Raw genomic sequence first — 19684 nt, 5'->3', positions numbered from 1 at the left:
TTTTTAGCTAAATATGACTGTTTCTCGGACAATTTGTTTGGGATTTTTGGCAGTTATCGCAGTCGGAAGTATCCTGCTGATGATGCCTTTTTCTACCAGTAGCGGTACATGGAATGACCCCATTGTCGCCCTGTTCACCTCAACTTCCGCAGTGTGTGTCACAGGTTTATCTGTAGTCGATCCTGGTACTTATTTTTCCTTTTGGGGCGAGTTGTGGATTTTGCTATTAGCACAAATTGGTGGATTGGGTTACATGACGACTACGACCTTTCTAATTTTGTTAATTGGACGTAGATTTGACCTGCGCCAAAAAATTGCTATTCAACAAGCTTTAGATCGTCCGGGAATGAGCGGTAGTACTCAAATTATTCGGTCAATCATTGCTACGACATTAATCTTTGAAATTACCGGAATATTTTTACTATTGCCAGCTTTTGTTCCTGAGCATGGATGGCAAAAAGGACTGTGGCTAGCAATTTTTCATAGTGTGAATGCTTGGAATAATGCAGGGTTTAGTTTGTTTTCTGATAGCTTAATTGGTTATCAATCTTCCGCTTTAGTTATCTTGACAATTACAGGGTTAATTATTTTTGGTAGTATTGGCTATCAAGTAATTTTAGAAATTTATTTTTGGATACGCGATCGCATTCGCAAAAGACAAGAGAAACTATTATTTTCTCTTGATTTTAAAGTTGCATTGAGTACAACAATTGTGCTTCTAATTATGGGTACAATTGCTTTTTTATTCGTAGAGCTACGAAATTCCCAAACATTTGCCAAGCTCAGTTTTACCGACAAAATTTTAGTTGCTTGGTTTCAATCTGTGACTCCCAGAACTGCTGGATTTAACACTATTGATATAGGGAAAATGACAACAGCAGGTTTATTTATTACCATTGCACTCATGTTTATTGGTGCAAGCCCAGGTGGTACAGGAGGCGGTATTAAAACTACAACTTTGAGAGTGCTTACAAGTTGTACGAAAACAATTCTCCAAGGAAAAGAAGAAGTTTTATTGTACGAAAGAAAGATCGCAGTATCTTTAGTTTTAAAAGCTGTTGGAGTCTTAATTGGTTCTGTTGGTACAGTTATTATCTCAACAATCTTAATAGCTCTGAGCGATCCAAAAATTGAGTTTATTAAAATCTTATTTGAAGTTGTGTCAGCCTTCGCTACAGTAGGACTTTCAACTGGTATTACAGGCACTGTTTCCACAGCAGCTAAACTGATTTTAATTGTCACAATGTATGTGGGTAGGGTGGGTATTTTATTACTAATGTCAGCTATACTAGGAGATCCGCGCCCAACCAGAGTTCATTATCCAGAAGAAAACTTGCTAGTTGGTTGATAGTTGATAGTTGTTTGTTGGTTGTTGATACTTATGATAAAAATCAACAAACACTTATTGACTATTAATTCTTGAAAACTTAATTCCCTCAAGATAGGGAGCGTTAACAAAGGAAACAATTGTGCATTTGTCATCATTAGGTTTTTTTCGTAGTCTGCGTAAAGACAATCATCAATTTGCTGTGGTTGGCTTAGGTAGATTTGGGCGTGCTGTCTGTGCAACACTACATAAATTGGGATATCAAGTGTTAGGAACAGATATTGATGAAAAGCGAGTATCTGATGCTTTAACTGACCAAATAGTTGGTCATGCTTTACAACTAGATTCAACAGAACCAGCAGCACTACAAGAAGCAGGTGTTTTTGAGTTTGATACGGTGATCGTCGCCATCGGAAATTATATTCAAGAAAGTATCATCACCACCCTCAATATGAAAGAAGGAGGTGTACCTCATGTAGTAGCAAAAGCTTCTAGCGAAGTTCACAAGAAACTACTGCTACGAGTGGGAGCAGATCATGTTGTATTTCCTGAATTTGAAGCAGGATGTTCACTGGCGCGATCGCTTACTAAACCATCAATATTAGAACGATTTGACCTCGATCCAGATCACAGTATTGTAGAGTTAATTGTCCCTGATGAATTTCATGGAAAAACTATCTCTGAATTACAGCTGCGTAATCGCTATGGCTTAAATTTGTTGGCGGTAAGTCATGATGGCAAATTTCAAATTAATCCTTATCCAACCCAACGTCTCGAACGCGGTTCAGCTATTGTAGTCATTGGTTGCAATAAAGATATTAATCGTTTACCAATTTAAAAATGGATAGTAGATAGTGGTTAAAAATTAATAACTAACCACTAACTATTAACTACTAACTATTAAGTATCACTGCTTCAACCCAGGTGATGGTTCTAAAGAAAAAGGTACTTCTTCGGGATTGATTTCCTCTGGAGTCGGGATATCGCTTGGGTTCGCTTCTGTATTTATGGGAGTGTCTGGGTTTGACAAGTCGTCTTGGGAAACTTGGCTAACTTGCGGTTGCTTCGGTTCTTGCATCTGTGCAACTTGCTGCATTAACTGCTCAATCTTGTTAGCTTGCTCTGTGTTACCCTGTTGACGATATTGTTTACGCGCACGCTTAAAAGCACTGCTAGCTTTTTTGAACTCGCCTTGATTATAGAAAGCTACTCCCAAGTTATAGTAAGCCTCAGCATTATTAGGAAGGCGTTTAATAGCTGTTTGATAAGTGGCGATCGCCTCAGATATTTGACCTTTAATGGTCAACAGACTGCCCATATTATTGTAAGCGACAGCGTTGTCAGGATTGAGCTTGAGAGTTTGGCGATAAGCTGTGATCGCTTCAGATAATTTTCCTTGTTCTTGGAGAGCGATCGCTAAGTTAAAGTAAGCATTAGCATTGTAGCTATCTAAATTAATTGCTTGCTTATAGGCTGCGATCGCTTCTTCTGGTTGTCCTTTTTCATATAATGCTAAACCCAAGTTATACTGAGCATTTGCCATCGTCGGATTGATAATCAAAGCTTGACGATAAGCAGTAATCGCGGCTTGAGTTTGTTTTTGTTTATGCAATGCCAAGCCCAAGTTATAATAAGCTTCGCCCAAGTTGGGATTGAGTTTAATCGCCTCTGCATATTCTTGTGTAGCAGCATCAAAACGACTTTGCTGCAACAAAATGTTACCTAAATAATTATGTGCAGAAGCAATATTGGAATCTAGCTGCAAAGCTTGACGAAACGCATATTCTGCACCTGCTAAGTCTTTATGGTGATAGCGCATCACTCCTTGTTGAAAATAACTCGCTGCTTCCAAATTTTGAGAAACAACATTCTGCGCCAGCAGTTTGTTTCCTGGTAGCTCAGTCATTGTTGGTGCTACCAACACCAAAAAAGCGGAAGAACAGAATAAAACTAGCTTATGTAAAGCGGGAAACCACTGGCAAATTTGATGCTTTTGAGACATAATCGGCAGACCTATACTGATAGCTAAATGCTCATAAAGTCAGATTACCCAGTACATAGATAAAAATAGATGTGTGACAAAATTTCTGATTTTTTATAGAGAAATAATAATTAATTTTTTATGCGAGTTTCTTGACTTATCCTCAAAAAAGTTACAATAAATACAGAAAGAAAATCGTTCATCTCTTTAAGACTGTGATACCGCACTGCGTTTGTGGTAGTACTGAAGCACTACTACAAGCCAATGATCGTAATGACGCTTTTGATTACTGATTACTTACAGCGAATGGGGGAAATCAGCTTAAGAGACGGAAGTAAGGACATATCCTGAAGGAACGCGCCTCTATTTAATTCCAAACTGCAAAACAATTAAAAGCGAGGCGAAGCAAATGAAACTAACCTATCGCGGCGTAGATTATGAATCTCATCCCCTAACTGTAGAAACGATTCCAGGGGAAATTAGTGGTAAGTATCGTGGTCAGCAATGGAGACGTCATTATCCAAGACACATTAGCGCACCTCAACCAGTAGCAGAGTTGAAGTATCGCGGAGTACCTTATTGTGTTGGTGATCCCCTAGACGTAGAAGCAATGAAACTACGCAGACAGCCGGAAGCGATCGCCACTGGAAAAACAAGACAAAAAACAGGGCAAGAATTAGCAAATACTCATCTTACCCATATCCGGAGTAATTTAGAACATCGCCTGCAAGTAGCCAGACAAAAAGGAGATCAAACTCTTATTCATCTGTTGGAAGATGAAGCAAGGCAAATAATGGTTGGTAGTTAGTTGATGGTTGTTTGTTGTTTGGAATAATTAATGTACCAGACGTGCCATAGTACATCTGGTACAACCCAACCAACAAAAGTAAAGGCACTTTGCGCCTCTACTTTTCACGATTTATCCAAATACCTCTTAATCCGGCTGCTTTTGCTGCTTGATAATCTTCTGCAACACTGTCCCCAATGTGCCATGCGGCTGTTGGTGGACAGTTATGTTTTTCTAAAGCAATAGTAAATATTTTGGGATCTGGTTTGGCTGCACCTGCTTGAGTAGAAATGGTAATGGAACCGAAATAGTCTCTGAGTTCCAAAGCCTGTAATACAGAGTAGATGCGAGAATCAAAGTTAGATATTATTCCCAGTTCAATCCCCATCTTTTGCCAATTTGTCAAAGATGGTAATACATCAGCATAGACAAACCATGGTTCACCTGTGCCAAAGTGAATATAAACTTCGCTAAAAAAAGCTGAAAAATCAGAAAATTTCTCTAGAACACCTGCTTTTTCAAAAGTATCGGAAGCAATGCGAAGCCACCACTCAAACTCCCACTGAGGAATATCTTGCGCTTGTGCAGTTGCAAATACAGGAGGTGGTGCAGCTTTCAAGCTTTGGGCAAATGTTTTATTCAAAGTTTCAGTAGAAACTTCGACACCAAACTCCTGTGCGATTTGACTATAAACTTCGCCCACACTGCCTTTGACGCCGAAGAGAGTGCCAACTGCATCTAAAAAAATAACTTTCGGTCGTTCCATCAACCTATAACTATTTTGGATTTTAGATTTTAGAGAAATAATGTATTCGGTGCGAAGCGCAATGTCTTACGACAAAACGATAGGCGTGTTTTCAAGCTGATTATCTCACAGATTGCAGCCTAGAGTTACAAATGCAAAGCCCAAATTATAATTTTTAGCCCGCATACACAGACTAAGTTTATGTAGCCATGGTAGCGCGCTTTCAGGAATTGTACCCGTTGTTGCGACTACCCGTTCATCTAGAAAAGGTGTTATACAGTTTGAAAACAGAGGCTAGGACGTCTACGCTCAATACATTCTACACCATCTATGATTTTGATAATGTCTCTATAATAGGACGAGCGAGCCAGTTAAAACCAACTTTGAGTTTATGATCTAAAGTTGGCATTCGATACAGATAGGCTAGACGACGGGCTAGATAAGCCAAAGAACCCTCTAATTTGATGCCTAATCCACTCAAAGTCGCGTTATCTGTTCCCAATGCCATCATTTCACCTAAGTATTGGTAACGGAATGGAATTTGAGGACGATTAGTCAGATTTGCCCAAATATTCCAGGCTGTGTAATCGGCTTGTTGAAAAGCTGCTTGGGCTGTAGCGGGAATTAGTTGTCCTTCCGCGTCGTGAGATTCTGCTAAATCTCCCAATGCGAAAATTTCTGGGTGATCAGGGACTTGGAGAGTTGGTGTAGTCGTAATTTGCCCACGCTGATTTTGCTTTAAACCAAGATTTCGGACTACAGGTGAGACCCGCGTTCCTACTGTCCAAATTACTAAATCTACAGGTATAGTGTCTATTTGACCTTTATATTCCAGGGAAATTGTATCTTGAGCGATCGCTTCTACTTTGGTTTCTAAGTCAATAAATATACCCCGTTCTTCTAGGGCTTTTCTAGCTGTTTCCCGGTTAAACTCTGGCGAGGTTCGCAAAATTTGGTCAGTAAGTTCTATTAACCGGAAGCGTCCTCTTGAGCCAAGTCTGTCTGCTAGTTTACACGCTAACTCGACACCACTGTAACCAGCACCAACAATTGCTACTCGAATTTTATCAACGTCTGATTCTTCTAAGACCCGCAAGCGTTCTTCTAGGCGGTAGGCGTCAGTAATTGTACGAAAAGGATAAGCATAAGAAGTTGCACCTGGTACGATATCTAAAGGCGTTTCGCCACCCAGCGCTAACACCAAGCGGTCATAACCAATTTCCGGCCCATCCTGTAAATAGACTTTTTGCTGTTCTATGTCAATTCCCGATACAGCAGCTTGATAAAAACGCACACCCGTGTCTTTTAATAGTTCTGCAAAAGGAGGCGCAATTTCCCAAGTTTGCAGTTCTCCTGTTAGCAGTTCGTAAAGTAGAGGAGAAAAAACAAAGCGATCGCTTTGATCTACTAAAACTATTTCCGGTTTGGCTAAAGACTCCCAGGGTAACTGACTCAGCCTTAAAGCTGTGTAGAGACCACCAAAGCCTCCACCCAGTATACAGATTCTTGTTTTATGTTCGCTCATTTTGATAATGGGCAATAAATCCCATTAGGGCAACTTCTATCAGTTTAATAATTAATTCCAGGATTTTTCTGAATAAACACTATAAAATTCAATCGGCGGTTTGCACCAATCACAAACCGCCTTCTATCTAATAGAGAGTTAACAAAAAATTAATTACCACCAGAAGTGACAGCTTTATAATGTTGGGCAGTAACTTCACCTTTCGCGTGCCATTTACCGTCAGCGCCTTTTTCATATTGATTTTTCACGCTGTTCCAAGCAACTTGACGAGCGCCTTCTTCACTTATACCATCGCTTTGGGCAGCTTTGAAAGCAGCAGCAAAAATTTGTTGGGCAGGTTGAGGCAATTCTGCTTTAATTTCTTCAGTTAAAACTCCAGTGTTGCTGTTTTTGCTTTCTGCTGGTGTTTGCTCTTCGTTATTATTCTTATTTTCTGATTGCTCGACGTTCATATCAGTCATCAGTCCACTCCGATATATCTTAATCTCAAATTAGTCTTGAACTCATCGTAAAAACTCAAAGATTGATTCTCCTCTTTCTGCAAGCATAGATATGAGTGAGTCCATAGTGGTAATTTAAGAAACAAATTAAGTCTTGTTATCATCCAGTTGTTGGGATGATCTCAAAGTTTACTTACATCAATATCAATGAATATCAAGTTTATGATGGCTACTTACTTAAGTTTTTGCAGTTAGCTCATTTGGTTCAATTGCATGAATTAATCCTTGTACAGTCAAAACAGAGCAAGAAGCATGATGCAGAACATAATTGCTAACACTACCAAGGAAAAATTCACTGAGACCTCGACGACCTCGACGACCAATTATGATTAAGTCAGCTTCCCAATTTCGAGCTACTTCACAAATCACTCTACCTGGCTCACCAAAATTTTGGGTATATTCAGTTGTTACACCTTTGGCGATCGCCTGATTATAAAAAAGTTTTACAAATTCCATACCTTCTTGCTTAAGTGTTTCCCACTGATCCATATAGTAATTTACAGCTTCAGAGTGAAAACTTGGATAAAGACTATCTGTTTGTAAAGCTATAGAACTTGGGTAACTTTCATCGAAAGGATCGAGAACGTGGAGCAAGATCAAACGAGCATTTAGTTTTTGTGCTAAAGCAAGAGCTTCATCAAAAACGTATTGTCCAATTTCAGAATTGTCTATACCAACCAAAATTTTATCAAACATATTAATTGTTCCTTAGTTAAAATAAATCACATCTAGACAAGAGTGAATTCTTATAACTATTGTGATTTGAAAAATTTTCAGACAGAATTGTTCTTATCAACCTTATTTACACTTGTTCAGAGGAAGGTTACATTTTTTACTTATTACATTTATAACCATATAAAATTAATTTGAGGATCTTGTGAAGAATGAACCATGAAAACAAATATAAGTTGTTCCCTGTTAAGAGTTCCCTGTTCCCCTTGAAAATTTGATCCTTTTTCCCTATTGGGATATGTCCCTCTTAGCTCTAAAATTCTACACGGGGAGCCAACCAAGGCTTGACCCGTGTATTACTATTATCTCAGGAGTTTTGTTGTGGACTTATCCCTTATTCCCCCCCAACCTAAACCAGGTCTAATCAACGTTCTGATTGAAATTACAGGTGGAAGTAAAAATAAATACGAGTATGACAAAGAGCTACAGGCTTTTGCTTTAGACAGGGTACTTTACTCATCAGTGCAGTATCCATATGACTATGGCTTTATTCCTAATACTTTAGCTGATGATGGCGACCCACTTGATGGCATGGTGATCATGGACGAACCTACTTTTCCAGGGTGTGTAATTGCCGCACGACCTATTGGTATGTTAGAAATGATAGACGGTGGCGATCGCGACGAAAAAATCCTTTGTGTACCTGACAAAGATCCTCGTTATACCAACGTCAAATCAATCAAAGACATAGCCCCACATCGATTAGAGGAAATAGCAGAGTTTTTCCGCACATATAAAAATCTTGAAAAAAAAGTGACAGAAATTCTTGGTTGGCATGATGTTGATAAAGTTATGCCTTTAGTAGAAAAATGCATCCAAGCTAGTAAAGGTTAGAGGATATCGGGGAGCGGGGAGCGGGGATCTGGGATCGATGTTTATTCTCGTCCTTGTCCCCCTTGTCTGTGTTATCTCCCTTGTCTCCCCAATCCCTAATTCCCAGTCCTTAATTCCCAGTTCCTAATCCCCAGTCCCTTACACGCAATGCAGCGCACACTTCTTTTAGCAAAAATTCACAACTGTACTATTACAGCAGCTAATCTCAACTATGTAGGTAGTATCAGTATAGATCGTATGTTGATGGAGAAAGCTGGTATTTTACCTTATGAGCAGGTACAAGTAGTAAACAATGCCAACGGTAAGCGCTTTATTACTTATGCGATCCCCGCTCTAGAAAATTCTGGGGCGATTGAACTAAATGGTGCAGCAGCACGTCTAGGCATGATAGGCGATCGCTTGATTATAATGGCTTACGGGCAGTTTACTATAGAAGAGTTAAAAAGTTACTCTCCAACTGTTGTGATTGTGGACGAAAAAAATTGTGTTTCGGAAATTCGCTACTACGATGATCTGCTCAGTAAGACCTAATAGCAAAAAAAATGTCAAATTTTGAGCAGTCGTCACCCCAGATATACGTAACTCAGAAGCAAGCTACTCAAGCCTCCAACCAACGGGAAAAATTCGTAGTGCAATTTTGGGGTGTACGGGGTTTAATCCCCACTCCAGGCAGCAATACAAGCCGTTATGGTGGCAATACTGCTTGTGTAGAAATGCAGTTAGCTAACAAACACCTTGTTTTTGATGGAGGTACTGGTTTACGTATACTCGGTAAAAGTTGGCTAAAACAACAACAGCCACTAGAAGCTCATTTATTTTTTACTAACTCCCAATCAAATCGTATTCAAGGATTTCCATTTTTTGCTCCAGCATTCATTTCTGAAAATAGTTTTCACATCTATGGAACAGCAGCCTCAAATGGAGCTTCAATTAAACAAAGTTTATATGACCAGATGCTGCTACCACACTTTCCTTACCCTTTACAAGTAATGCAATCTGAATTGCAGTTTCACAATTTTCATCCAGGTAAGATAGTAAAGCTAGATGATGTTACGATTACAACCGCGCTAATAAATAAAATCCAAAAGTCTATAGGCTATAAAATCCGTTGGCAGAATTATAGTGTTGCCTATGTAACTGATTTAGGCAATGAAGTTGACCCTAATGAGCAAGAAAACATCATTCAGCTAGTTCAAGATGTTGATTTGCTGATTACTAATATCAGCAATCCTTTCAGCTTCCACAAAACTGACTCTAGTAATTCACATTGGCAAACAGCTGTGGATTTGGCTGGGATACATAACATTAAGCAAATAGTCTTTTCTCACCATCACCCAGACGATTCTGACGATTGGCTTGATCAGGTGCAAATAGAAATTGCATCTGCTTTTCCAGAAGCACTGATTGCACGTGAAGGGTTAATTTTAGATGTTGGTCAATAGTTCAATAGTTAGTTGTCAATTGTCAATGGTTAGTAGCGTTGAATTATAAAGTGTAGACTTTTGTTTGTAAATGCTTTGAGTAACTTCTTGAAGTTTGGCTGTTACTGCACCAGTTTTCAGTAATTCTTTTGCTTTGGCAATACCCGATCGCATATCTGAACAAATACCAGAACGCCACAGGTAAAACCCACCGTTCCATAAAGCTGTTTCCATTAGTTCACAAGATATACCTTTCAATACACCTTGCATATCTGCTACTAGTTCTTCACTAGTACCCAAGGGTAAATTTTTGGTAGTAAAACCGTAGTCACGGGGCGCTAAATGCAATCTTTCTATTTGATTGCTGCTTGCTGGTGTTAACAAACCAATAATCGCAGTGCGATCGCGTGGTAAATCACAACTACCTTCTAATCCTTTTATAGTTGTAAAATTAGTTACTCCTCGCCGAGTTAAAGCATCTTGAAACATAGCTTCTGTGGGAGGATGAACAAACCCTGACACAATGTGAGTATTACCAGCATAAGGACACCAAATTAATTCCATAGTAGCAAAGGGCGGGCGCTTACCTAACTGATCACGGTAGTTCCAAATACTTTTAGTTAATGGAAAATGCTGAGGTTGGTAAACAAAGCCAATCCCCGTTTTCTCAAGTATCTGCTGAGTTTTTTCCAGGCTTAACCCAGTCCAATCTACTCCCAAACTCTGCCAAATTTCTACCAAGGGTAAACCATATTTAGTTGGTAAGCGATCGCCTCCATGCATTACTACTGGTTGTCCAGCAGTAGCTAATATCAATGCCGTAATCGGGCTAATGGGTGCTGTGCGGGTTCTGCCATCGTAGGGTATGCCCAAAACCATAACTGCTTGTACAGAAGATATGGATGCTAGTTTTGGCCCTAGTTGATCATAGGCATCTAACATGCCTGCTAATTCCTCTCCAGTCGGACGTTTAATTCGATGGGCAATCAAAAAAGCTCCTATTTGGGCTGGTGTCGCTTCACTCAACAGCATCATCCTAGTAGCAGTAGCAGCTTCCTCACGAGTCAAATTTTCTCCCGTGTGATTACCACTACCTACCTTTTTCAGTAAATCCCGAAATGTATTGCTCATATATTTTTTGTCCTATGTCATTAGTCATTAGTCATTTGTGAAAGACCAATAACCAATGACCAATGACCAATAACTAATTTTACTTAACAAGCTGACCGCTCTAAAGGAACTTGTGGTGGTACATTGTCCTTCACTAACTGCCAAAAATGTAGGATAGGAGGAATTTGCAAACGATCTTGAGTTGTCACCATCACCACCCGACGAGTCAGATTGGAGTTGTCAACACAACCATTACTAGCCAAGGGACGAACGGCTAAGGTGGAGTCTTTACGTGCTTCTACTAATGCTGAATTAGGCAACAAAGCGATTAATTCTCCCTGACGCACTACTCCCCGGAAAGCGTCTAAAGTATTGACTTCTAAAACTGCCTGGAGTGTAGCTTGCAGGCGTTCAAACCGATCTTGAACAAGACGTTGCATTCCATAACCATCTTTAAAAACTACTTGAGGATAACGAACTAACTCAGACCAAGGAATGCGTTCATACTGGGCTAGTGGATGATCGGCCGCGATCAGGACTTCTATTGCTTCATCATATAAAACTTCTACCACCATTTCTTTACCCGCAGTTAAAAAGCGATTATTCATCACAATCGCCATATCTACTAGCCCATCTTTGAGGACTTTTAAAGCGCGATCGCTACCCAAGGATGTCACCCGCAGTTGCACGTTTGGATAATCGTGACAAAATTGTTGCAATACTGGTGGCAAGTAATAAGCACACAACGAGTGAATTACTGCTATACACAATTCAGGCTGCTTTCCTGCTACTAAATCTGCTATTTCATGGGTAGCTGTTTGCCACTCTTGGCAAATTTTGCGCGCACGTGGTAGCAAGCGTTCACCAGCCACAGTCAACTTTGCTTGGCCAGTTCTATGAAATAATTCCAAGCCCAAATCTGCTTCCAGTGCCTGGATTTGGCGACTGATAGTCGATTGGGTTACACTACATTTTCTTGCTGCTCCTTGAAAGCTACCACTGTCCGTGATCGCTAGAAAGGCTTGCAACTGCTCTAGTCGCATGTGGATGTAGCCTGAATTACATTTATGGGTGTAATTAACTTAACGTATTTGTAGCAATATTTTAGTAGAGTTTGTTACATCTATATGTTGTATTAGTCATCAAAACAACAATATAAGATTGTTTACTCTTCTGACTCTCTCCTGATCTCCAGATTCTTCAACGCTGCGATCGCATGTAGTCTGACTCGTTCATCAGTATCTTCTGCAAGCGCAATTACAGCTTTTTTAGCTTCTATTGTGCCTAATTCTCCCAAAGACAAAGCTATTGCTCCTTTGAATTCCACACTTTCAAGTGCTGGGTGTTGTTTTTGCAGTATTGCCAATAATATTTCTGTTGCGATTGGGGTTAATTGTGGCTGTTTGATTCTTCCCAGAACTGTTACGATTTCTTGACACAATGCCACTGATTCTAGTTGGTTAAGCGCTGTACGAAGATATTCCAAGCTAGAAGGTGTTTCTATCCAGCTTAAAGCATGGATTGTTTCGATTTGCAATTTGACTGGCGTGTGAGGTGACACCAGTACTTGAAATAAATATTGAGCAGCATTGTCACCACCTATGCGCGACAAAGCAACTGCGGACGTACAACAGACTTCCAGATTAAAGTCATAGAGTCTGGGTTGCAATTTTGTGACTAAATCTAATGTGTCGCCTAATTCTGGGCGGAAACTCAAACCTAATATAGCTTCTCGTCGAACCGGGGCAGCAATATCATCTAACGCCCGTAGAAGTACTGGTGGTATACGTTGATCATGAAAGCTGCTCAGGGCTTCAATCGCAGTAGCACGAACGGCTACAACCGGATCGTCTACTACAGTTAACAGTGGTGTTATAACTTCTTGATGACGAATCAGGGAAAGCGATCGCACCGCTAACAAGCGCGTTTCATCATCTGTCAAAAGTTCGCTTACAGCAGCGATCGCCAGCCTACCCATTTGTCCGAGTGCTGATACAGCCATTGCTGTGAGTTCTTCATCTGTTTCTGTTTTCAGTAATTCTATGAGGGCAGAAATTGCATCTGGGTGCTGAAATTCTCCCAAAATTCGTGCTGCATACCAGCGCAGTTCTTCTTCGATCTCTTCATCTGTCAATATCTCTATCAGTGGAGGAATAGCGATCGCTCCCAAATCTTTAAATACTTTGATTATCTGCCAGCGTTGCTGAAAATCTCCCATTAGCAAAGCACAAAGTGCTAATTCTAGCTGTTCTTGTTGATTTTCTACCATTTTTTATATCTTTACCTAGCCTGAGTACACCTTGAATCAGTTACCAGTTACCAGTTATCAGTTATCAGTTAACAGTAAAAGAAAAAGGGGGGAGCATCCCAAATGTTTCAAATCCCCGCAGACTGGAAGTCAGGGCTACACAAACAAATTAACAACTAACAAAAAATACTGGCGATCGCTTGTATATCAGCGCTTTATGGCTATTTTTAGTTAATTTTTATGCATTTAACGCATATTTTTAATACAATTTGTGCATTTTTGCAGATATTTCGTAACAAAGAATACGATTTTTATGTTTTTGCAACTTTAACCTAAGTGCATGTGAATCAAAATTGCGATTCAGTACTCAAAAAGAATTGACCAACTGACCACATATCTAAGTCCTTTGTCCTTTGTCCCTTGTCATTAGTGTAAGGCCAATTACTAATGCCCAATGCCCCCATGCTCAATGCCCACAGACTAGTGATTAACGACTAATCATGACAGAAGCAGCAACTACCACCACAACCACCCTGAATCGATTCGAGAAATTTAAGGCAGAAAAAGATGGACTCGCCGTCAAGGCAGAGATAGAAAAATTTGCCTCTATTGGGTGGGAGGCAATGGACGAAACTGATCGCGATCATCGCCTCAAGTGGGTGGGTGTGTTTTTTCGTCCAGTCACTCCAGGTAAATTTATGATGCGGATGCGGATGCCGAATGGTATTCTCACAGCTGCTCAAATGCGAGTGTTAGCAGAAGTTGTACAGCGTTATGGTGATGACGGTAGTGCCGACATCACAACTAGACAAAATATACAACTACGGGGCATTCGGATTGAGGATTTACCAGAAATTTTTAATAAATTTCATACAGTCGGCTTAACCAGTGTGCAGTCAGGAATGGACAACGTTCGTAACATCACTGGTGATCCTGTGGCTGGATTAGATGCGGATGAGTTATTTGACACACGCGAGTTGGTACAGCAAATTCAAGACATGCTGACTAACAAAGGCGAAGGCAACCCAGAGTTTACTAATCTGCCACGGAAGTTTAATATTGCCATCACCGGTGGACGGGATAATTCGGTTCACGCTGAGATTAATGATTTAGCTTTCGTACCTGCATTTAGGGAAGGGATCGGGGATGGGGGATCAGGGATCAGGGATCAGGGACAAGGGGAAATTAGTTTACAAGTTTCTTCCCAATCCCCAATTCCCAATCCTCAATCCCCAATCTTTGGCTTCAATATTCTTGTTGGTGGATTCTTCTCTGCCAAACGCTGTGAAGCAGCTATTCCCCTAGATGCTTGGGTATCACCAGCAGATGTAGTTGCTGTATGTAGAGCTGTTTTAGAAGTCTTCCGTGATCACGGTTCACGTGCCAACCGTCTGAAATCTCGGCTAATGTGGTTAATCGATGAATGGGGTGTAGAGAAATTCCGTTCAGAAGTTGAACAGCGTTTAGGTAAGCCGTTTTTACCAGCAGCACCTAAAGACGAAATTGATTGGGAAAAGCGTGACCATATTGGTGTATACAAACAAAAACAAGCAGAATTAAACTACGTAGGATTACATATTCCTGTAGGTCGGATGACAGCCCAAAACATGTTTGAAATCGCACGTCTGGCTGATGTGTACGGAAGTGGTGAAATTCGGTTTACAGTAGAGCAGAACGTGATTATCCCCAATATTCATGATTCACGCTTGGTGTTCTTTTTAGCAGAACCACTACTAGAAAAATTTAGCATTGATCCCAAACCATTAACGCGATCGCTCGTTTCTTGTACTGGCGCACAATTTTGCAACTTTGCCCTGATTGAAACCAAAAATCGCGCCTTGGCGTTAATTAAAGCTTTGGAAGCAGATTTAGAACTGACTCGTCCGGTGCGAATTCATTGGACTGGTTGTCCCAACTCCTGCGGACAGCCTCAAGTTGCAGATATCGGGTTGATGGGAACCAAAGCCCGCAAAAATGGCAAAGCTGTAGAAGGGGTTGATATTTACATGGGCGGTAAAGTCGGCAAAGAAGCCCATCTAGGAACCTGCGTCCAAAAAGGTATTTCCTGTGAAGACTTACAGCCAATATTGCAAGATTTATTGATTCAGCATTTCGGAGCAAAACCCAGGCAAGAAGCCTTAGTGAGATAGAACGAGTATAAAGTTTTGCGCCTACCAACCACCAATAACCAACCATCAACAATCAACAACTTAAGAAGGTTTGAATGCTTAAAGGATTATTGTCATTTCAAGGCCGTTACCGCATCTTGCATCTGACGTGGTTTGCGTTCTTTTTATCATTTGTAGTTTGGTTTAACTTTGCTCCATTTCAAACAGCAGTAAAAGAAGCGATCGGTTTAACTGAAGGACAAGTCAGAACTATCGCTATCTGTAACGTCGCCCTTACCGTGCCAGCACGTATCATAATCGGTATGGTTTTAGACAAATATGGGCCGCGAATTACTTATTCGATGCTGTTGATGTATGCAGCTATTCCCTGTATTGCCTTTGCAATGGCACAGAACTTTAGCCAGTTGGTGATTAGTCGTTTGGCATTGAGTATCGTCGGTGCTGGTTTTGTGATTGGCATTCGTATGGTTGCTGAATGGTTTCCTCCCAAAGAGATTGGCACAGCTGAGGGAATCTATGGTGGCTGGGGTAATTTTGGTTCAGCAGCTGCGGCTTTTACCCTACCTTCCATTGCTGTAGGAGCAGCATTTCTAGCTGCTGGTCAGATTAACTGGCGTTTAGCGATCGCTCTGACTGGAATCATCACCGCTATCTACGGAGCTATTTATCTATTCAACGCTCAAGATACTCCCTCTGGTAAGGTCTATCAACGGCCTAAACGCCACGGTGGTATAGAAGTAACTAGCCGTGGAAGTTTTTGGCTACTGATGTTAATGAACATTCCCCTCGTCGGCATTTTAGCAGTATTAGCTTGGCGTATTGCTCGAATTGGTTTAATTAATCAAAGTCAATTGCTGATTGTCTACCTTCTATTAGCTGCTTTGTACCTATTCCAAGCCTACAAGTGCTGGGATGTGAATCATGAATTGATGACAGGTAAGAAGCATTATTCTCCTGACGAGCGCTATAAGTTTTCTCAGGTTGCTCTACTGGAATTAACATACTTTGTGAATTTTGGTTCAGAACTTGCAGTTGTTTCCATGCTTCCCGGATTTTTTGAGACAAGCTTCGGTCTAAGCAAAGTGTTAGCAGGAATGATTGCTGCTAGCTATGCTTTTATGAATTTGTTTGCACGTCCTGGTGGTGGCTGGATTTCTGATACCTTGGGTAGTCGCAGAGGAACAATGACTGTATTGACTGCTGGTATGGGGATTGGTTATTTACTGATGAGTGGAGTAAATAGCAATTGGTGGTTACCCCTTGCAATTCTTCTGACTATGGCTTGTTCTTTCTTTGTACAAGCTGGGGAAGGTTCGACGTTTGCGATCGTGCCTCTAATTAAGCGGCGAGTTACTGGTCAAATAGCTGGTAATGTTGGTGCTTACGGCAATGTGGGAGCCGTGGCTTATCTCACTCTATATAGCTTGTTACCTGCTGGTGAAGTCGGAAATCGAATCTTTTTCCAAACTTTGGGAATTACCGCACTGATTGTTACTTTCTTATGCTGGTTCTTCCTTAAAGAACCAAAAGGTTCTTTTGCGGAACATCATGAAGGCGAAGAACCGGAACTAGCAGCAGAAGTAATACCCGTTTTCAACGAAGAATTAAAGTAGATTTAGAAGGCAGTTATGTTCCCACGCTTTAAAGCGTGGGAATTAGACTGTGAACGCTGCTAGCTCACGCAACACTTCACGGCGAAAGCGTTTACTGCTCTTTGCCTTTTCTTATAATCAGATTTAAATAAACAGAATTTTGTCCATGTCACAGGACGCGACAATTCAACCCACAATTCCTCTCAACACCAAATCAAAGATTTCGCGCGCGGACTCCTTGCGGTACTAGTTGAAAATTAAAATAATCAGGTTTTTTTAGATATATTTTCAAAGCATCCTCAAGCCTTCGGATAAATCCTGGGGGTCAATCCAAAATCGTTCGACTGAGCGCTCACGACGAAGTCTAAAATCGAAAATTGTTTGACTTCAATATTTAAATAATCAAGGAACATGGTGCGATTACCATGACTGAAGTTACTAAAACACTCTGTCCTTACTGTGGTGTTGGCTGTGGTCTAGAAGTTTCACCGCCAGCCCAACCAGGTAAAGCAACTCATCGCGATAGTCAAGGAAACCCAATTTGGCGGGTACGGGGTGATAAAACCCATCCATCGAGTCAAGGGATGGTTTGCGTCAAAGGTGCAACGATCGCTGAATCTTTAGATAAAAATAGACTGCATTACCCAATGGTACGGGACTCTTTAGATCAGCAATTTCGGCGCGTCAGTTGGGATGAAGCTTTTGATTTGATCACCAAACGGATTCAAACTGTACGTTTTACTCAAGGTCCAGAAGCCATATGCATGTATGGTTCTGGTCAGTTTCAAACCGAAGATTATTACATAGCCCAGAAACTGTTAAAAGGATGTTTGGGTAGCAATAATTTTGATGCTAACTCCCGCCTGTGTATGTCTAGTGCTGTAGCTGGTTACATTCAAAGCTTGGGTGCGGATGGGCCTCCCTGTTGCTACGACGATTTGGAGTTAACTGATTGTGCATTTTTAATTGGTACTAATACAGCAGAATGTCACCCGATCATTTTTAACCGACTGGAGAAATACCACAAAAAGAACCGCAAGGTCAAAATGATTGTGGTTGATCCTCGTCGTACACCCACCGCAGAAGTAGCTGACTTACATTTAGCAATTCGTCCTGGTACAGATATTGATTTGTTGAATGGAATTGCTCATTTGTTGATGCGTTGGAACCACATTGATGCTGGCTTTATTGATGAGTGTACCAGCAACTTCCCTGCCTATGCTGAAGTAATTCGCCATTATTCTCCAGAAATAGTAGCTGACCGATGCGGAATAGAAATCAAAGATTTGGAAACAGCAGCTAGGTATTGGGGTCAATCACAACGCGTTTTGTCTATGTGGTCAATGGGTGTGAATCAATCTTCAGAAGGGACAGCCAAGGTCAGAACTATTATTAATCTGCACTTGATGACTGGACAGATTGGTAAGCCAGGAGCGGGGCCATTCTCTCTCACTGGTCAGCCCAACGCGATGGGAGGTAGAGAAGCCGGAGGATTGGCACATTTGTTACCTGGTTATCGCTTGGTGAAAAATCCCCAACACCGCGCCGAAGTTGAAGAAATTTGGGGATTAAAGCAGGGACAAATTTCACCTAATCCAGGTTTGACGGCTTGGGACATGATTACTGGCTTAGAAGATGGGACTGTTGGCTTGCTGTGGATCGCTGCTACTAATCCGGCGGTGAGTATGCCAGATTTGGAACGTACAAAAGCAGCGTTGATGCGATCGCCTTTTACTATTTACCAAGACGCTTATTATCCCACAGAAACCACTACTTACGCTCATGTTCTTCTACCAGCTGCCCAATGGAGTGAGAAAACAGGCGTCATGACCAATTCTGAACGCCGAGTTACCCTGTGTTCAACATTTCGCCGACGACCAACACAAGCCAAAGCAGATTGGGAAATTTTCGCCGAAGTCGGGCGCAGGTTAGGTTTTGTTGGAGAATTCGCCTTTGCTAACTCCGCCGAAGTATTTGCAGAGTTTGTCCAACTAACTCGCGATCGCCCCTGCGATATGACAGGGTTAAGTCATGAACAATTGCGCTCCCAAGGCCCGACTCAATGGCCACATCCCGACAAACAGATAGAGAAACGGGGAAATGGGGAATCCAAAAGACTATATACTGATTTGCGCTTTCACACCTCCGATGGACGCGCTAGATTTGGAGCTTATCACTCACGCGGACTAGCAGAACCACCAGATCCTGATTATCCTTTTGTCCTGACGACTGGTAGACTTTACGGACATTGGCACACTCAGACACGTACTGGTCGGATTGAAAAAATTCGGCAAATGCACCCCGAACCGTTTATCGAAATTCATCCCCGTGATGCTGCTGGATTAGAAATTACTGGTAACCAATTAGTGGAAGTGCGATCGCGCCGTTCTAAAACTTTCTTCCCAGCCAAAATTACCAAAGCGATCGCCCCTGGTACAGTGTTCGTTCCCATGCATTGGGGTGCTATGTGGGCAGATAACGCCGAAGCCAACGCCCTCACCCATCCTGAAGCTTGTCCCGATTCTCTACAACCAGAATTAAAAGCCTGTGCGGTGCAGTTAATACCAGTTACAGCAGATTTAACAGCTATTAGGGATCGGGGATTAGGGATCAGGGATCGGGAATTGGGGATTAAATTAGTAACAAACCCATGATCTAATACTGCTTGGTTAAGGATTTTTTGTCATAATTTTGGGGTTGTAGAGACGTTGCAGTGCAACGTCTCTACTTTTGATGAATACCTTTGAGATTTC

General features: G+C 41.3%; 17 protein-coding genes. 9 read left to right on the top strand and 8 right to left on the bottom strand.

The window, feature by feature from the left end:
* The first annotated feature begins 13 nt into the window (after positions 1–13).
* Together AC5JMK_RS29080 and AC5JMK_RS29075 are read left to right on the top strand one after the other, a co-directional pair.
* Positions 14–1348: a TrkH family potassium uptake protein gene (locus AC5JMK_RS29080; RefSeq protein WP_096673525.1), complete on the top strand. Its 1335-nt coding sequence runs from the start codon at positions 14–16 to the stop codon at positions 1346–1348.
* 121 nt (positions 1349–1469) lie between these two features.
* A complete protein-coding gene (locus AC5JMK_RS29075) occupies positions 1470–2165 on the top strand; it encodes a potassium channel family protein (protein ID WP_096673527.1) in 696 nt (231 codons plus the stop codon).
* 69 nt (positions 2166–2234) lie between these two features.
* Here AC5JMK_RS29075 and AC5JMK_RS29070 read toward each other — a convergent pair whose 3' ends face one another.
* Positions 2235–3329: a tetratricopeptide repeat protein gene (locus AC5JMK_RS29070; RefSeq protein WP_096673529.1), complete on the bottom strand. Its 1095-nt coding sequence runs from the start codon at positions 3327–3329 to the stop codon at positions 2235–2237.
* Positions 3330–3717: 388 nt separating this feature from the next.
* Here AC5JMK_RS29070 and pirA point away from each other — a divergent pair, with 388 nt between their 5' ends.
* The gene (gene pirA / locus AC5JMK_RS29065; RefSeq protein ID WP_096673531.1) at positions 3718–4116 is read left to right on the top strand and encodes an arginine synthesis PII-interacting regulator PirA; all 399 of its coding nucleotides are present in this window, start codon (positions 3718–3720) and stop codon (positions 4114–4116) included.
* Between the two features lie 97 nt (positions 4117–4213).
* Here the strand turns inward: pirA and AC5JMK_RS29060 are convergent, their stop codons facing one another.
* The 4 genes from AC5JMK_RS29060 to AC5JMK_RS29045 all read right to left on the bottom strand — a co-directional run bounded on the left by AC5JMK_RS29060 (position 4214) and on the right by AC5JMK_RS29045 (position 7561).
* Entirely contained in the window at positions 4214–4861 is a 648-nt protein-coding gene (locus AC5JMK_RS29060; RefSeq protein WP_096673533.1) for an HAD-IA family hydrolase, read from the bottom strand.
* 307 nt (positions 4862–5168) lie between these two features.
* Positions 5169–6365 carry an NAD(P)/FAD-dependent oxidoreductase gene (locus AC5JMK_RS29055; protein ID WP_495911599.1) on the bottom strand — a complete coding sequence of 399 codons (1197 nt, stop codon included), beginning with the start codon at positions 6363–6365 and terminating at the stop codon, positions 5169–5171.
* Between the two features lie 149 nt (positions 6366–6514).
* A complete protein-coding gene (locus tag AC5JMK_RS29050; protein WP_096673537.1) occupies positions 6515–6826 on the bottom strand; it encodes a ChaB family protein in 312 nt (103 codons plus the stop codon).
* A 216-nt stretch (positions 6827–7042) separates the two neighbouring features.
* Positions 7043–7561: a universal stress protein gene (locus AC5JMK_RS29045; protein WP_495911598.1), complete on the bottom strand. Its 519-nt coding sequence runs from the start codon at positions 7559–7561 to the stop codon at positions 7043–7045.
* A 357-nt stretch (positions 7562–7918) separates the two neighbouring features.
* On the opposite strand from AC5JMK_RS29045, the gene AC5JMK_RS29040 reads away from it, so the two are divergent.
* The 3 genes from AC5JMK_RS29040 to AC5JMK_RS29030 all read left to right on the top strand — a co-directional run bounded on the left by AC5JMK_RS29040 (position 7919) and on the right by AC5JMK_RS29030 (position 9873).
* Complete coding sequence (locus AC5JMK_RS29040; protein WP_096673541.1) at positions 7919–8431, top strand: inorganic diphosphatase; 513 nt, start codon at positions 7919–7921, stop codon at positions 8429–8431.
* A 147-nt stretch (positions 8432–8578) separates the two neighbouring features.
* Positions 8579–8962, top strand: coding sequence for an aspartate 1-decarboxylase (gene panD, locus AC5JMK_RS29035; protein WP_096673543.1), 384 nt, complete (start codon positions 8579–8581; stop codon positions 8960–8962).
* An 11-nt stretch (positions 8963–8973) separates the two neighbouring features.
* Positions 8974–9873, top strand: a complete 900-nt coding sequence (locus AC5JMK_RS29030; RefSeq protein ID WP_096673545.1) for an MBL fold metallo-hydrolase — start codon at positions 8974–8976, stop codon at positions 9871–9873.
* Between the two features lie 15 nt (positions 9874–9888).
* On the opposite strand, the gene AC5JMK_RS29025 is transcribed toward AC5JMK_RS29030, so the two are convergent.
* The 3 genes from AC5JMK_RS29025 to AC5JMK_RS29015 all read right to left on the bottom strand — a co-directional run bounded on the left by AC5JMK_RS29025 (position 9889) and on the right by AC5JMK_RS29015 (position 13231).
* On the bottom strand, positions 9889–10983 hold the full coding sequence (locus AC5JMK_RS29025) for an anthranilate phosphoribosyltransferase family protein (protein ID WP_096673547.1): 1095 nt from the start codon (positions 10981–10983) through the stop codon (positions 9889–9891).
* 83 nt (positions 10984–11066) lie between these two features.
* Positions 11067–12005: a LysR family transcriptional regulator gene (locus AC5JMK_RS29020; RefSeq protein ID WP_096673549.1), complete on the bottom strand. Its 939-nt coding sequence runs from the start codon at positions 12003–12005 to the stop codon at positions 11067–11069.
* A gap of 122 nt (positions 12006–12127) precedes the next feature.
* Complete coding sequence (locus AC5JMK_RS29015) at positions 12128–13231, bottom strand: HEAT repeat domain-containing protein (protein ID WP_495911597.1); 1104 nt, start codon at positions 13229–13231, stop codon at positions 12128–12130.
* 479 nt (positions 13232–13710) lie between these two features.
* On the opposite strand from AC5JMK_RS29015, the gene AC5JMK_RS29010 reads away from it, so the two are divergent.
* The 3 genes from AC5JMK_RS29010 to AC5JMK_RS29000 all read left to right on the top strand — a co-directional run bounded on the left by AC5JMK_RS29010 (position 13711) and on the right by AC5JMK_RS29000 (position 19585).
* The gene (locus AC5JMK_RS29010) at positions 13711–15360 is read left to right on the top strand and encodes a ferredoxin--nitrite reductase (protein WP_096673553.1); all 1650 of its coding nucleotides are present in this window, start codon (positions 13711–13713) and stop codon (positions 15358–15360) included.
* 74 nt (positions 15361–15434) lie between these two features.
* Positions 15435–16952 (top strand): MFS transporter, encoded by a 1518-nt coding sequence (locus tag AC5JMK_RS29005; RefSeq protein ID WP_096673555.1) that lies wholly within the window; start codon positions 15435–15437, stop codon positions 16950–16952.
* A 404-nt stretch (positions 16953–17356) separates the two neighbouring features.
* The gene (locus tag AC5JMK_RS29000; RefSeq protein WP_096673557.1) at positions 17357–19585 is read left to right on the top strand and encodes a molybdopterin oxidoreductase family protein; all 2229 of its coding nucleotides are present in this window, start codon (positions 17357–17359) and stop codon (positions 19583–19585) included.
* The last annotated feature ends 99 nt before the right edge of the window (positions 19586–19684 follow it).

Source organism: Pelatocladus sp. (assembly GCF_059505505.1).
This window is presented reverse-complemented; position numbering and strand designations above follow the sequence as displayed.

Bases quoted from the DNA above. Each gene is read 5' to 3' on its own strand.
- AC5JMK_RS29045 (WP_495911598.1), bottom strand. From the start codon at position 7,561: ATGTTTGATAAAATTTTGGTTGGTATAGACAATTCTGAAATTGGACAA.
- AC5JMK_RS29060 (WP_096673533.1), bottom strand. From the start codon at position 4,861: ATGGAACGACCGAAAGTTATTTTTTTAGATGCAGTTGGCACTCTCTTC.
- AC5JMK_RS29015 (WP_495911597.1), bottom strand. From the start codon at position 13,231: ATGGTAGAAAATCAACAAGAACAGCTAGAATTAGCACTTTGTGCTTTG.
- panD (WP_096673543.1), top strand. From the start codon at position 8,579: ATGCAGCGCACACTTCTTTTAGCAAAAATTCACAACTGTACTATTACA.
- AC5JMK_RS29030 (WP_096673545.1), top strand. From the start codon at position 8,974: ATGTCAAATTTTGAGCAGTCGTCACCCCAGATATACGTAACTCAGAAG.
- AC5JMK_RS29070 (WP_096673529.1), bottom strand. From the start codon at position 3,329: ATGTCTCAAAAGCATCAAATTTGCCAGTGGTTTCCCGCTTTACATAAG.
- AC5JMK_RS29025 (WP_096673547.1), bottom strand. From the start codon at position 10,983: ATGAGCAATACATTTCGGGATTTACTGAAAAAGGTAGGTAGTGGTAAT.
- AC5JMK_RS29010 (WP_096673553.1), top strand. From the start codon at position 13,711: ATGACAGAAGCAGCAACTACCACCACAACCACCCTGAATCGATTCGAG.
- AC5JMK_RS29050 (WP_096673537.1), bottom strand. From the start codon at position 6,826: ATGACTGATATGAACGTCGAGCAATCAGAAAATAAGAATAATAACGAA.
- AC5JMK_RS29020 (WP_096673549.1), bottom strand. From the start codon at position 12,005: ATGCGACTAGAGCAGTTGCAAGCCTTTCTAGCGATCACGGACAGTGGT.
- pirA (WP_096673531.1), top strand. From the start codon at position 3,718: ATGAAACTAACCTATCGCGGCGTAGATTATGAATCTCATCCCCTAACT.
- AC5JMK_RS29000 (WP_096673557.1), top strand. From the start codon at position 17,357: ATGACTGAAGTTACTAAAACACTCTGTCCTTACTGTGGTGTTGGCTGT.
- AC5JMK_RS29080 (WP_096673525.1), top strand. From the start codon at position 14: ATGACTGTTTCTCGGACAATTTGTTTGGGATTTTTGGCAGTTATCGCA.
- AC5JMK_RS29055 (WP_495911599.1), bottom strand. From the start codon at position 6,365: ATGAGCGAACATAAAACAAGAATCTGTATACTGGGTGGAGGCTTTGGT.
- AC5JMK_RS29005 (WP_096673555.1), top strand. From the start codon at position 15,435: ATGCTTAAAGGATTATTGTCATTTCAAGGCCGTTACCGCATCTTGCAT.